This window comes from Geothrix sp. 21YS21S-4, from assembly GCF_030845995.1.
Classification (GTDB): Bacteria; Acidobacteriota; Holophagae; order Holophagales; family Holophagaceae; genus Geothrix.
On record NZ_CP132719.1, the window covers coordinates 2,274,582 to 2,287,166 of the forward strand.

13 protein-coding genes are annotated in these 12,585 nt (G+C 66.9%); 7 read left to right on the plus strand and 6 right to left on the minus strand.

What is annotated here, in order from left to right:
• The first annotated feature begins 39 nt into the window (after positions 1-39).
• Positions 40-675, plus strand: coding sequence for a DUF5655 domain-containing protein (locus RAH39_RS10390; RefSeq protein WP_306590030.1), 636 nt, complete (start codon positions 40-42; stop codon positions 673-675).
• Here RAH39_RS10390 and RAH39_RS10395 read toward each other — a convergent pair.
• Together RAH39_RS10395 and RAH39_RS10400 are read right to left on the minus strand one after the other, a co-directional pair.
• Positions 672-1,625 (minus strand): aldo/keto reductase, encoded by a 954-nt coding sequence (locus RAH39_RS10395; RefSeq protein WP_306590031.1) that lies wholly within the window; start codon positions 1,623-1,625, stop codon positions 672-674. The genes RAH39_RS10390 and RAH39_RS10395 overlap by 4 nt on opposite strands.
• A gap of 151 nt (positions 1,626-1,776) precedes the next feature.
• The gene (locus tag RAH39_RS10400) at positions 1,777-2,256 is read right to left on the minus strand and encodes an aminoacyl-tRNA deacylase (protein ID WP_306590032.1); all 480 of its coding nucleotides are present in this window, start codon (positions 2,254-2,256) and stop codon (positions 1,777-1,779) included.
• 34 nt (positions 2,257-2,290) lie between these two features.
• Here RAH39_RS10400 and RAH39_RS10405 point away from each other — a divergent pair, with 34 nt between their 5' ends.
• Positions 2,291-2,968 (plus strand): SDR family NAD(P)-dependent oxidoreductase, encoded by a 678-nt coding sequence (locus tag RAH39_RS10405; protein ID WP_306590033.1) that lies wholly within the window; start codon positions 2,291-2,293, stop codon positions 2,966-2,968.
• 156 nt (positions 2,969-3,124) lie between these two features.
• On the opposite strand, the gene RAH39_RS10410 is transcribed toward RAH39_RS10405, so the two are convergent.
• Both RAH39_RS10410 and RAH39_RS10415 read right to left on the minus strand, forming a co-directional pair.
• Entirely contained in the window at positions 3,125-3,913 is a 789-nt protein-coding gene (locus tag RAH39_RS10410; RefSeq protein ID WP_306590034.1) for an arylamine N-acetyltransferase family protein, read from the minus strand.
• Positions 3,903-4,283: a tautomerase family protein gene (locus RAH39_RS10415; protein ID WP_306590035.1), complete on the minus strand. Its 381-nt coding sequence runs from the start codon at positions 4,281-4,283 to the stop codon at positions 3,903-3,905. Before RAH39_RS10415 ends, RAH39_RS10410 begins: the two co-directional genes overlap by 11 nt.
• Positions 4,284-4,347: 64 nt before the next feature.
• On the opposite strand from RAH39_RS10415, the gene ggt reads away from it, so the two are divergent.
• Positions 4,348-6,057 (plus strand): gamma-glutamyltransferase, encoded by a 1,710-nt coding sequence (gene ggt, locus RAH39_RS10420; protein ID WP_306590036.1) that lies wholly within the window; start codon positions 4,348-4,350, stop codon positions 6,055-6,057.
• Positions 6,058-6,088: 31 nt separating this feature from the next.
• Here the strand turns inward: ggt and RAH39_RS10425 are convergent, their stop codons facing one another.
• A complete protein-coding gene (locus tag RAH39_RS10425) occupies positions 6,089-6,388 on the minus strand; it encodes a hypothetical protein (protein ID WP_306590037.1) in 300 nt (99 codons plus the stop codon).
• A gap of 519 nt (positions 6,389-6,907) precedes the next feature.
• A complete protein-coding gene (locus RAH39_RS10430) occupies positions 6,908-8,110 on the minus strand; it encodes an HD-GYP domain-containing protein (protein ID WP_306590038.1) in 1,203 nt (400 codons plus the stop codon).
• A gap of 167 nt (positions 8,111-8,277) precedes the next feature.
• On the opposite strand from RAH39_RS10430, the gene acnB reads away from it, so the two are divergent.
• The 4 genes from acnB (at position 8,278) to accB (ending at position 12,583) form a co-directional block, all read left to right on the plus strand.
• The gene (gene acnB, locus RAH39_RS10435; protein ID WP_306590039.1) at positions 8,278-10,854 is read left to right on the plus strand and encodes a bifunctional aconitate hydratase 2/2-methylisocitrate dehydratase; all 2,577 of its coding nucleotides are present in this window, start codon (positions 8,278-8,280) and stop codon (positions 10,852-10,854) included.
• Between the two features lie 115 nt (positions 10,855-10,969).
• Entirely contained in the window at positions 10,970-11,455 is a 486-nt protein-coding gene (ribH, locus tag RAH39_RS10440; RefSeq protein ID WP_306590040.1) for a 6,7-dimethyl-8-ribityllumazine synthase, read from the plus strand.
• The gene (gene nusB / locus RAH39_RS10445) at positions 11,456-11,929 is read left to right on the plus strand and encodes a transcription antitermination factor NusB (RefSeq protein WP_306590041.1); all 474 of its coding nucleotides are present in this window, start codon (positions 11,456-11,458) and stop codon (positions 11,927-11,929) included.
• 63 nt (positions 11,930-11,992) lie between these two features.
• Positions 11,993-12,583, plus strand: coding sequence for an acetyl-CoA carboxylase biotin carboxyl carrier protein (gene accB / locus RAH39_RS10450; protein ID WP_306590042.1), 591 nt, complete (start codon positions 11,993-11,995; stop codon positions 12,581-12,583).
• The last annotated feature ends 2 nt before the right edge of the window (positions 12,584-12,585 follow it).

The following is a 12,585-nucleotide window of genomic DNA, read 5'->3' on the forward strand; positions in this document are numbered from 1 at the left end:
AAGGCCGGACACGCTCCTAGACTCGTCCCGGAGCGCCCCATGCCCGAGCCCTACGACCTCCATCCCAGCGTGGCCTACGTCCAATCCATCCTGTCCAACCTGGAAGTCCGCACGGGCCGGAGCCTGAAAGCCTGGACCGCCCTCGTCCAGGCGGAGGCTCCGGCGGACGCGAAGGCGCGCGTGGCGTGGCTGAAGGCCCAGGGCCTCGGCGCCACCCAGGCGGCCCTGGTGGCGCAGCGGGCGGGCGCTGAACCGGGCCACGCGTTCGACGACACTCCCGAAGGCTACCTGGCCGCGGCGCCGGGCTACGTGGAGGCCCAATACGGCGGGAGGAAAGCCGCCCTGCGCCCCCTCTTCGAGCAGCTCGCCGCCGCAGTCCGCGGCCTCGGAACGGACGTGAAGGTCTGCCCCTGCGAGACCATCGTCCCCTTCTACCGGAATCACGTCTTCGCCCAGGTGAAGCCCTTCGCCTCCCGCCTGGACCTGGGCCTCGCCCTCGGCGATCCCGCCGCGGTGGAGGATCCCTCGGGCCGCCTCCAGGACACGGGCGGCTTTCGCAGGAAAGACCGCCTCACCCACAAGCTGGAGATCGTCTCCGACATCGACGTGGCCGCGGCGCTGCCGTGGCTGCAGAGGGCCTACGAACGGGATGGGGACCGGGACGGAACGAGCTAGGAGCGGCTCCCTTCCTTCAACACAGCGAGATCCTCCGGCGCCAACGCGAGGGAGGCCGCGCGGATCAGGCTGTCCAGTTGCGCCGGGGTGGTGGCGCTGGCGATGGGCGCGGTGACGCCGGGGCGGGCCATCAGCCAGGCGAGCGCCACTTCCGCGGGCTTGGCGCCATGGCGCGCGGCCACCTGCTCCAGGGCGCCGAGAATCCGGAAGCCGCGCTCGTTGAGGTAGGCCTTGATCCCGCCCCCTCGCACGCTCTGACCCAGGTCCGCCTCGCTGCGGTACTTCCCGCTGAGGAAGCCCCGGGCGAGGCTGAAGTAGGTGATGACCCCCAGCCCTTCCGCCAGCGCGAGGTCCCGCAAGGCTCCTTCGTAGCCCTGGCGGTCGTAGAGGTTGTACTCGGGCTGGAGCACGTCGTAGCGCGGCAGGTCCCGCGCCGCGGCCGCGTCCAGGGCCTCGCGCACCTGGGCGGCGCTGTAGTTGGAAGCGCCCACGGCCCGCACCTTTCCGGCGGCGATGAGCTTCGCGTAGGCCTCCAGGGTCTCGGCGTGGGGCACGTCCGGATCGGGCTTGTGGGACAGGTAGACGTCGATGTAATCGGTCCGGAGGCGGCGCAGGGAATCCTCCACCGCCCGCTCGATCCAGGCCGCAGACAAGCCCTTCCGCCCCGGCCCCAGCTCCATCCCGACCTTGGTGATCAGGACGATCCGGTCGCGGACGCCGCGCTCCCGCATCCACTCGCCGAGGATGGTCTCCGACTCGCCGCCCTGGTTCCCGGGCTTCCACGCCGAGTAGACGTCGGCGGTGTCCACGGTCTCGAAACCCGCCGCCAGGAAGCGGTCCAGGAGGTCGAAGGAGGTCTTCTTGTCGATGGTCCAGCCGAACACGTTCCCGCCGAAGACCAGGGGCGAGATGGCGATGCCGGTGCGGCCGAGGAAGCGCTTGGGCTGCATGGTGAATCCTCCGCAAGTCAGAACTTCCTTTTTTTAACCGCAGATGACGCAGATGGCGCAGAGAAAGATGAAAACGAGGGCCTTCAGCATCTTGCAAATTTCATCTGCGTCATCTGCGGTTAGACAACCATTCAGCTAGATAGACGGAGGTCTATGGAATCGCCACCGACACGCGGTGAATCGTCAGCACGCGATCCAGATCCTTGGGATCGAGGCCCACGAGAAATCCCCGGCTGCCGCCGTTGAGGTAGACGCGATCGAGGTCGAAGATGGTGGCTTCGGCGTGAACGGGCATGGGCTTGCGGGTGCCAAGGGGGCTGGTGCCGCCCACCAGGTAGCCGCTGTGGCGGTTGGCGGTGTCGGGCTTGCAGGGCGAGACCGATTTCACGCTGAGCTGGCGGGCCAGTTCCTTGGTGCTCACCTCGCGGTCGCCGTGCATGAGAACCACGAGCGGCGCGCCGGTCTCGTCCTCCATGACGAGGGTCTTGATCACGGCATGCTCGTCCACGCCCAGCTCCCGGGCGCTCACCGCGGTGCCGCCGCGCTCCTCGTAGCGGTAGAGATGCTCGGCGTAGAGCACGCCCGCCTGCCTGAGAAGCCGGGTGGCATTGGTGGAGGGAGCCTTGGGCATGGGATCATGATTTCACGACTTCCGGGAGGCGGCGATGGGCGCAGGGGGACTGGTCGGCGGGACGGTGCTGGTGACGGGCGCCAGCCGGGGATTGGGGCGCGAAGCGGCGCGGTGGCTAGCGGAGCGCGGGTTCACGGTCATCGCCGGGACGCGGGCGCCCGCGCTCATTCCGGGGACGGATGTGCTGGCCCTGGACGTGGCGGACGAGGCCTCGGTCCGCGCCGCGGTCGCGCACGTGAAGGCCCGCCACGGCCGGCTGGACGCGCTGGTGAACAACGCCGCGATCCAGATCGATGGAACGGACGGAGTGCTGGACCTGCCCCTGGAAACGCTGCGGCGCACGCTGGAGACCAACACCCTCGCGCCGCTGCGGATGGCCCAGGCCTTCGCGCCCCTGATGGGAAAGGGCGGGCGCATCGTGAACGTGAGCAGCGGTGGCGGCCAGCTCTCCACGCCCGCCGCCTGGGCACCGGCCTACTGCATCTCCAAGACCGCCCTCAACGCCGTCACGGTCCAGCTCTCTGAGGGGCTCAAGCCGAAGGGGATCGCCGTCAACGCCGTCTGCCCCGGCTGGGTACGCACGGACATGGGCGGCGCCGAAGCCCCGCGCAGCCTCGAAGAGGGCGCGGCCAGCATCCTGTGGCCGATCCTGGAAGCGGGCCCCGACGTCACCGGCGGGTTCTGGCGGGACGGGAAGCGGATCGAGTGGTAGGGCCGTCAGCCCGCGCGCTTGGCTCGCGCTTAGCATTCACAAATTGAGGATCACCACCAAGACGCGAAGGGCACCAAGACGCACACCCTCAGTGGTCGAGCTCTTCTTGGTGCCTTGGTGGTGAAAAAAATCTTGGGTCTTGATCGCTCGCTGGCATCAGCCCTCCAGCGCCCTGAAGCGCGCGCCCTCGGGCACGTCGATCCCGAAAGACTCCCGCAGGATCGGCACGACTTCCTCGGGCGCCAGTTCGCGGCCCTCCACGCGGTCCCCGTAGATCTCCGCGTAGGCGCGGTTCCGCAGGATCCGCCGCGCCTCGGGACCCGGCAACTGCGCGGTCAGCGTGCGGACGAACCGCGACTCGGGGTGGGTGGCGGTGTAGTGGTTGGCCACTTCGAAATCCACCGGGAACCGGGGCTCGGGGCGGAAGGCGTAGAGGTCCGTCCACACCCCGTCGCGGAAGGATTGGAGGACGCGGGCGTCGCCGTCCGCCGCCACGCGCTGGACGCCGCCGAACTGGGACTGCGGTTCCCCATCGAGGGGCACCGGGCCCAGCAGCCCCTCGCCGCCGAAGCCCACGTCGGCCAACCACACGCGCCCTTCCAGCCGGACCAGCAGCAGCATGTGGGTGCGGGGCAGCACCTCGGAAGCACCCAGCCGCACCCGCGCCTCGCAGGCTGCGGCGTCGAAGCCCAGGGCGCGGAGGACGGCGAGAAAGAGCGTGTTGTGCTCGAAGCAGTACCCTCCCCGGCGGCGGCGCACCAGCTTGGCCTGGAGGGAAGCCAGATCCAGGCGGATGGGAAGGCCCATCTGGATGTCCAGGTTCTCGAAGGGGATGGAGGTGGCGTGGGCGAAGTGGAGCGCCCGCAGCGCCTCCAGGGTGGGCGCCAACGCGCCGCCGAAGCCCGTGCGCGCGACGTAGGCGCCCAGGTCGAGGTCAGCGGACATACTGCGCTTCGCCGTTCCCGAAGGACCAGTCCGCCAGGTCGTTCTCCACCAGGCAGACCAGGATGTCCTCTCGGCGCAGGCCCGGATTCCCGGCCAGGTTTTCCGCGATGCGGCGGTAGAGGGCCTGCTTCATCTCGACCGTGCGCCCCTTCCGCAGCGTGATCTGGATGGCCACCCAGTCCGCCGACCGCTCGATGCCGAGGTAGTGCGCGTCGAACACCAGGCCCGAGGCGTGCTCCGTGAGGATGTGGAACCGATCGTCGGCGGGCACGTTCACCGCCGAGGCCAGGGCCTCCTGGACACCGTCGGAGAGGGCCTGGCGGTAGGCATCGGACACGCCGGCGCGGTGGGAGATTCGGACGAGGGGCATGGGATCTCCTGGAGGGTCGTTCATTCTAGGCCCTGTCATCCTGAGGAACGCTCCCGGAGTTCCCATGCGCCTTCCGAAGGCCCGCCTCCTCCCCTTCCTCGCGGTCGCGCTGGCCGTGGCGCCGCTCACCGGCGGGGACCGGGTGACGGGCCGGGCCTTCGCCACGCGGTCGGAGGTGGCGGCCCAGCACGGGATGGCCTGCACCAGTCAGCCCCTGGCCACCCAGATCGCCCTGGACATCCTCAAGCAGGGTGGATCGGCGGTGGATGCCGCCATCGCCGCGGACGCGGCCCTGGGTCTGATGGAGCCCACCGGCAGCGGCCTGGGCGGCGACCTCTACGCCATGGTGTGGGATCCCAAGGGAAAGCGGCTCCACGGCCTCAACGCCAGCGGCCGGTCGCCGAAAGCGCTCACCCTCGACCACTTCAAGAAACTCGGCCTGACCCACATTCCGCCCCACGGCCCCCTGCCCGTGAGCGTGCCGGGGTGCGTGGACGGCTGGTTCGAGCTGCACCGGAAATTCGGGAAGCTCCCCATGGCCCAGGTGCTGGCGCCTGCCATCCGCTACGCCCGCGAGGGCTTCCCGGTCAGCGAGCTCATCGCCTACTACTGGGACCGCAGCGTGCCCATCCTCGGCAAGTTCCCCGGCTTCCTGGAGACCTTCACCGTGGACGGCAAGCGGGCGCCGAAGAACGGCGAGGTCTTCCGCAATCCGCGCCTGGCGAAGACCCTCGAACTGCTGGCGAAGGACGGCCGTGACGCCTTCTACAAGGGCGAGATCGCCCGCAAGATCGACGCCTACATGAAGGCCAACGGCGGGTTCCTCAGCTACGAGGACCTGGCGGCCCACCGCTCGGAGTGGGTGGAGCCCGTGAGCGCCTCCTACCGCGGCTACGACGTGTGGGAACTGCCGCCCAACGGCCAGGGGATCGCCGCGCTCCAGATGCTGAACATCCTCGAAGGCTACGATTTCTCCGCGATCCCCTTCGGCAGCGCCCGGCACGTCCACCTGTTCACCGAGGCCAAGAAGCTGGCCTTCGAGGACCGGGCGAAATTCTACGCGGACGCGGCCTTCATGAAGGTGCCGCTGTCCTGGCTGCTGTCGAAGGACTACGCCGCCCAGCGCCGCGCCCTCATCGACGAAACCCGCGCCGCCCGGCGCCTGGAGGCGGGCCATCCCCCCCTGAAGGAGGGCGACACCATCTACCTCACCACCGCCGACGGCGAGGGCTGCATGGTGAGCCTCATCCAGAGCAACTACCGCGGCATGGGCAGCGGGATGACACCCGGGGACCTGGGTTTCTGCCTCCAGGACCGCGGCGAGATGTTCAACCTCGAAGACGGCAACGCCAACACCTACGCGCCCGGCAAGCGGCCCTTCCACACCATCATCCCGGGCTTCATCACCAAAGACGGCGAACCCTTCCTCAGCTTCGGCGTCATGGGCGGCGAGTTCCAGCCCATCGGCCACGCCCAGATCGCCATGAACCTGATCGATTTTGGGATGAACGCCCAGGAGGCCGGCGACGCCCCTCGCATGACCCACGACGGGTCGCCGGAACCCACCGGCGAGAAGGGGAAGCTGCCCGGCACCATCCAGCTGGAGAGCGGGTTCCCCTACGAGACCGTCCGCGAGCTGATGAACCGCGGCCACGGCGTGGGCTGGCTGTTCGGAGGCTACGGCGGCTACCAGGCCATCCGATGGGATCCCAAGCAGAAGGTCTACTTCGGCGCCTCCGAATCCCGCAAGGACGGCCAGGCGGCGGGATACTAGTGATCATATTTAGGATAGATTCTCAAAACAATCAGATTTTAGCTTCGCCAGAAGCCTTTAAATAGAAAGATTTATCTTTCAATACGATAAGAGTGAACTTTGAGTAATTTGGCAAAAAGGACCCTCGCAGACGATCTCGCTCTTCAACATAGATAGGTAACCAACGGTTGTTGCAAGGCCATTCTCCTAAGTCTGCAGGAATTTCAGGTCTTTGTAATCCATGAAAAACCATGTTTATTGAAAAATGCTGAAAACTGCTGTTCGAGGAGGCCGTATTATAAAATTCGGCAGGATTGGCGACTCCCGGATAAGCCATGTCACGCCACTTCACTTCGACTCGAATATGTTTATCAGGAGTCTTTGCTAACTCCCAAGATACAGCTTCGTTGTTCGAGTCCTATGGAATCAGAGTGATATCGCAGTAGGCCCTGTGGCACTTCTGCTGTATGGGAGCTTCTAACAAAGGAAACCACTTTGTCAGTTGCAATCGTTCCGCATGAAGCAAGAATGTCCGATGAAGGGTAGCACTTAGAGCTGTTTCCCTTTGCCCCCGTATCGCATACTCTGCTGGATGGACGGTATTTTGATAACAGTTGAAGAAAAGTGACCAAAATTTCTTTTCACTCATACGAGTAAGTAGAAGCTGCTGCTCTTGTTCCGCGGGAGCATCCGAAAACATCTCTAAGGTCATAGCAAAAATCTCCATACCTAACCATTTCGGTCATTGTGGACAAAGCCTTAAAGGGCAAGCTGCCATTAGTTGAAGAGCCTAGCGTTTCTCGCAACTCAACTCTTAGTCCTAATTCTTTGAAATCTGCCAAATCTTCTTTTTGATTAGAAACCTTTTTGACTATAGAAACGCCACCGGATCCAGCTTCCACTCCCGCGGATCCTCGTAGTCCACGATCTGTTCGCTGGCGCGGGCGAGGTGGAGGTCCCGGGGCTGGAGGCGGAGTTTGCGCCCGGCGTCGAACACGATCCGCACGGTGGGGCGGAGGAGATCCTCGCCCTGCTCCACCACCACGGCCAGCCGGCCCCCGCTGAGGCGGACGAGGGAGCCCACCGGGTAGATGCCGAGGGTCCGGATGAAGGCCTGGACGAGGTCCCCGTCGAGGTGCGATCCGCTCCATTCCAGGAGCTTCTTCAGCACCTCGGTGGGCTCCTTCGCCGCGTGGTAGACGCGGTTCGAAGTCAGGGCGTCGTAGACGTCCACGATGGCGGTCATCCGCCCGAATCGGGAGATACGGTCGCCTCCGACGCCGGTGGGATAGCCTCCGCCGGCCATCTTCTCGTGGTGCTCCCCAGCGATCTGGATGACCGTCTCCGACAGCCCGGGGACGCCCGTCAGCAGGTCCCGGCTGAGGGCCGCATGGGATTTCATCACGGCGAATTCCTCATCCGTGAGCCGGCCCGGCTTGTTCAGGATCTCGGCCGGGACCTTCATCTTCCCCACGTCGTGCAGCAGTCCGCCGAGGCCGGCTTCCTCCACGGTGGCCGCATCGAGCCCCAGGGCGTGGCCGAAAGACACCAGCAGCGCGCAGACGCTGACAGAGTGCTGGAAGGTGTAGGTGTCCGCGGCCTTGACCCGCGACAGGCTGATGAGGGCGCCGGGATTCCGCAGGACGGAGTGGCGGACGGCCCTCACCAGAGGGCGCGCCTGCGCGGGATCCACCTGCTTACCCAGCCGCACGTCGTGCAGCAGGCCCTCCACCAGGCCGCCCGCCTCCTCCAGGATCCGCCGGGCCGCCACGGACTCCTCCTTCTGGGAGATCCGGGCCGGCTGCAGGGCGGCGCCGGTCTCCGCGGATCCCTTCAGCAGACGATCCAGCCCGCGATCCACCTCTTCCCGCGTCGGCGCGCCCGCCGCGTCTCCCCCGCGGTCGGTGTCGATGTAGATCTCGTTCAGCCCCTGGTCGCGCATCTTCTGAATCTGCGCGGCCTCCTTCAGCAGGAACCGCTGGCGCAGAAAACCGTGCTCGAGCCAGCCACAGTTGAGATCGTGAACATACATCCCCACTTGGAGATCCTCGATCCTCACCCGCTTGATGGCCATTGCGTCCTCGTCCTTTCCCGATCGGCTCCCGCTCCCGCCGGGATTAAGGGTAGGGAGCGCACCTCTGAGATCGCGTCTCTTCTCTTCTCCGGCGCGGAAAGACTCCCGAGCCGGATGTAGAATGGCAGTTCGGACCGCGTCCCGCGGCGTTCTCAGGGGAGTTGACCGTGCTGCAAGCCTACCGCCAACACGTTGCCGAACGCGCCGCCATGGGCATTCCCGCCCTGCCGCTGACCGAAGCCCAGATGACCGAACTGGCGGATCTGCTGGCCCACCCGACCGCGGGCGAAGAGCAGGCCCTGATGGAACTCCTGGCCTACCGCGTGCCCGCGGGCGTGGATGAAGCGGCGCGGGTGAAGGCGGCCTTCCTGGCGGCCGTGGCCAAAGGGCAGGAGAAGGTGGAGCTGGTGTCGCGCGAGAAGGCGACGGAACTGCTGGGCACGATGCTCGGCGGATTCAACGTCAAGCCCCTGATCGACCTGCTGGACGAGGAGCAGGTGGGTGGGATCGCCGCGGAAGGGCTGAAGAAGACCCTCCTGATCTTCGACGCGTTCGCGGACGTGAAGGCCAAGGCGGACGCCGGCAACGCCAACGCCCGCGCCGTCCTGGAGTCCTGGGCCGCGGCCGAGTGGTTCACCAGCCGGCCCGAGGTGCCCCAGAGCCTCACCCTCACCGTGTTCAAGGTCAGCGGCGAGACCAACACCGACGATCTGTCCCCCGCCCCCGACGCCTGGAGCCGCCCGGACATCCCCCTCCACGCCCTGGCCATGCTGAAGAACCCCCGGCCCGGGATCGAGCCCGACGAGCCCGGGAAGATCGGCCCCCTCAAGCAGCTGGAAGTCCTCAAGGCCAAGGGCCACCAGGTGGCCTACGTGGGCGACGTGGTGGGCACCGGCTCCTCCCGCAAGTCGGCCACCAACTCCGTCCTGTGGTTCACCGGCGAGGACATCCCCTTCGTGCCCAACAAGCGGTTCGGCGGCGTGTGCCTGGGCACCAAGATCGCGCCCATCTTCTACAACACCATGGAGGATGCCGGCGCCCTGCCCATCGAGTTGGACGTCAGCGGCATGGAGATGGGCGACGTCATCGAGCTGCGCCCCTACGAGGGCAAGGCCCTCCGCAACGGCCAGGTCATCGCCGAGTTCAAGGTCAAGTCCGACGTGATCTTCGACGAGGTCCGCGCCGGCGGCCGCATCCCCCTGATCGTGGGCCGCGGTCTCACCACCAAGGCCCGCGAGGCCCTGAAGCTGCCGCCCTCCACCGCCTTCCGGATGCCCAAGGTCCCCGCCGACACGGGCAAGGGCTTCAGCTTGGCCCAGAAGATGGTGGGCCGCGCCTGTGGCGTGACGGGGATCCGCCCCGGCACCTACTGCGAGCCGCACATGACCACCGTCGGCTCCCAGGACACCACAGGCCCCATGACCCGCGACGAGCTGAAGGACCTGGCCTGCCTCCAGTTCTCCGCCGACCTGGTGATGCAGTCCTTCTGCCACACCGCGCCCTACCCCAAGCCCGTGGACGTGAAGACTCACCGCGAGCTGCCCCCCTTCATCACGAACCGGGGCGGCGTGTCGCTGAAGGTCGGCGACGGCGTCATCCACTCCTGGCTGAACCGGCTGCTGCTGCCGGACACCGTGGGCACGGGCGGTGATTCCCACACCCGCTTCCCCATCGGGATCTCCTTCCCGGCGGGCTCCGGCCTCGTGGCCTTCGCCGCCGCCACGGGCGTGATGCCCCTGGACATGCCCGAATCCGTACTGGTGCGCTTCAAGGGTACCCTGAATCCCGGCGTGACGCTGCGCGACCTCGTGAACGCCATCCCCTACTACGCCATCCAGCAGGGCCTGCTGACGGTGGAAAAGAAGGGCAAGAAGAACATCTTCAGCGGCCGGATCCTGGAGATCGAGGGGCTTCCCCACCTGAAAGTCGAGCAGGCCTTCGAGCTGTCCGACGCTTCCGCCGAGCGCTCCGCCGCGGGCTGCACCGTGCGCTTGGACAAGGAACCGATCATCGAGTACATGACCTCGAACATCACCCTGATGAAGTGGATGATCGCCAACGGCTACGAGCATCGCGGGGCGCTGGAGCGCCGCATCCGCGCCATGCAGGACTGGATCGCCAAGCCCGAGCTGCTGGCTCCCGACGCCGACGCGGAATACGCCGCGGTGATCGAGATCGACCTGGCGGACGTGAAGGAACCTCTGCTGGCCTGCCCCAACGATCCCGACGACATCAAGCCCCTGTCCGCCGTGGCCGGCGACACCATCGACGAGGTGTTCATCGGGTCCTGCATGACCAACATCGGCCACTTCCGCGCCGCCGGGAAGCTGCTGGACGGGAAGAGCGACATCCCCACCCGCCTGTGGATCGCCCCGCCCACCAAGATGGACGAGTACGTCCTCACCCAGGAGGGCTACTACGGGATCCTGGGCCGGACCGGCGCCCGGATGGAGATGCCGGGCTGCTCGCTGTGCATGGGCAACCAGGCGCAGATCCGCAAGGGCGCCACCGCCATGTCCACGTCCACCCGCAACTTCCCCAACCGCCTGGGCATCGATACCCGCGTCTACCTCGGCTCCGCGGAGCTGGCGGCCATCTGCGCCCTCCTGGGCCGGATCCCCACGGTGGAGGAATACCGCGCCCAGATCGGGATCGTGGACCAGAAGGCCAAGGACATCTACCGCTACATGAACTTCGACCAGATCCCCGACTTCCGGGAGATCGCGGACACCGTGACGGTCTAGTCCGTTCCTTTCCGGAAAAGGCCCGGGGCCCCGCTCCGGGCCTTTTCCGGATGACCCCCGCGGGGGGCCGTGCTAGTCTCGTCAATTCTTCTTGACCACCTTTCGGGGGGTTCCCATGGGGATCTTTGAGGGCCACATCCGCGTTCACGAGGGCGACCGCTTCGCGCTCGTGGCGTCGCGCTGGAACGACTTCATCGTCGACCGCCTCATCGAGGGCGCCAAGGACTGCGTCCTGCGCCACGGCGGCCGCGAGGACCAGCTGGACCTCATCCGCGTCCCCGGCAGCTTCGAGCTGCCGCAGGCCGCCAAGCTGGCGGCCCAGAGCGGGCGCTACGCCGGCGTGATCCTGCTGGGCACCGTCATCCGCGGGGGCACGCCCCACTTCGACATGATCGCCGCCGAGGTGACCAAGGGCGCCGCCCAGGTGGCCCTGGACACCGGCCTTCCCCTGGCGTTCGGGGTGCTGACGACCGACAGCGTGGAGCAGGCCATCGACCGGGCCGGCGCCAAGATGGGCAACAAGGGCTGGGAAGCGGCCATGAGCGTGATCGAGATGGTCGACCTCGCCCACACGCTGTCCGACGATAAGGGGCGCAGGTAGATGGGTGTTCGCCGCCGGGGGCGCGAGTACGCCCTTCAGATGCTCTACGCCATGGACCTGAGCGGCTACCAGCCGGACCAGGTGTTCGCCGGGTTCTACGCCATCCAGGACCTGAACCGGGACGCGTTCTACTACGCCCGGCGCCTGGTGGACGGCGTCCACGGCCACCTGGACGAGATCGACGGCGCGCTGGCCAAGTACGCCGAACACTGGAAAATCCACCGCATGGCCGCCGTGGACCGGAATCTGCTCCGCCTCGGCCTGTTCGAGTTGATGTTCGTGAAGGAAGTCCCCTTCCCCATCGTCATCAACGAGGCCCTGGAGATCGTCAAGGAATTCAGCGACCAGGAAGGCACGCAATTCCTCAACGGAATCCTCGACGCCGCCCGGAAAGAGTACCGCTCGGAAGAAAACGGCCCGCGCCCCCGCAAGAAGGCCGCCGCGGCCGAATCCACCGAAGAACCCCGATCCTGACCGTCCGGGCTGGTTTGCTATGCTCGATGCCTTCCCCAGCCTGAACCGACCGTTGGAGTCCCGATGAGCACCTCCCGCAAGAAGTCCGCTGTCGCGAAGAAGCCCGTTCCGGCCCCCAAGCCGGCCCCCGCCCGGGCCGCCGCTCCCAAACCCGCCCCGCCCCGCCCCGCCAGCACCGCCCTGGGGCTGGAGGAGATCAAGGCGCTGATCGCCCTCGTGGGCCGCGAGCCCTTCCAGGAATTCGAGTTCGAAGCGGGCGACATGCGGTTCCGGATCCGCAAGGACGGCCCCGCGCCCGCCGCCGCGCCGGCGCCCGCCCCGGCGCCCCTCGTCCAGGCCGCGCCCGCGATTCCCGCGCCTGTCCCCTTCTCGTCCCCCGCGACCCAGCCCGCCGCGCCGGTGGATGAGCCGGGGATCCACTACGTCACCAGCCCCATCGTGGGGACCTTCTACCGCGCCTCCAACCCCACCGCCGCGCCCTTCGTCCAGCCCGGCGACTTCGTCAAGCCCGGCCAGACCCTCTGCATCATCGAAGCCATGAAGCTCATGAACGAGATCGAGAGCGACGCCGCCGGCGAGGTGGTGAAGGTTCTCGTGGAAAACGGCACGCCCGTCGAATACGGCGAGCGGCTCTTCGCCGTCCGGATCGGGTAGCC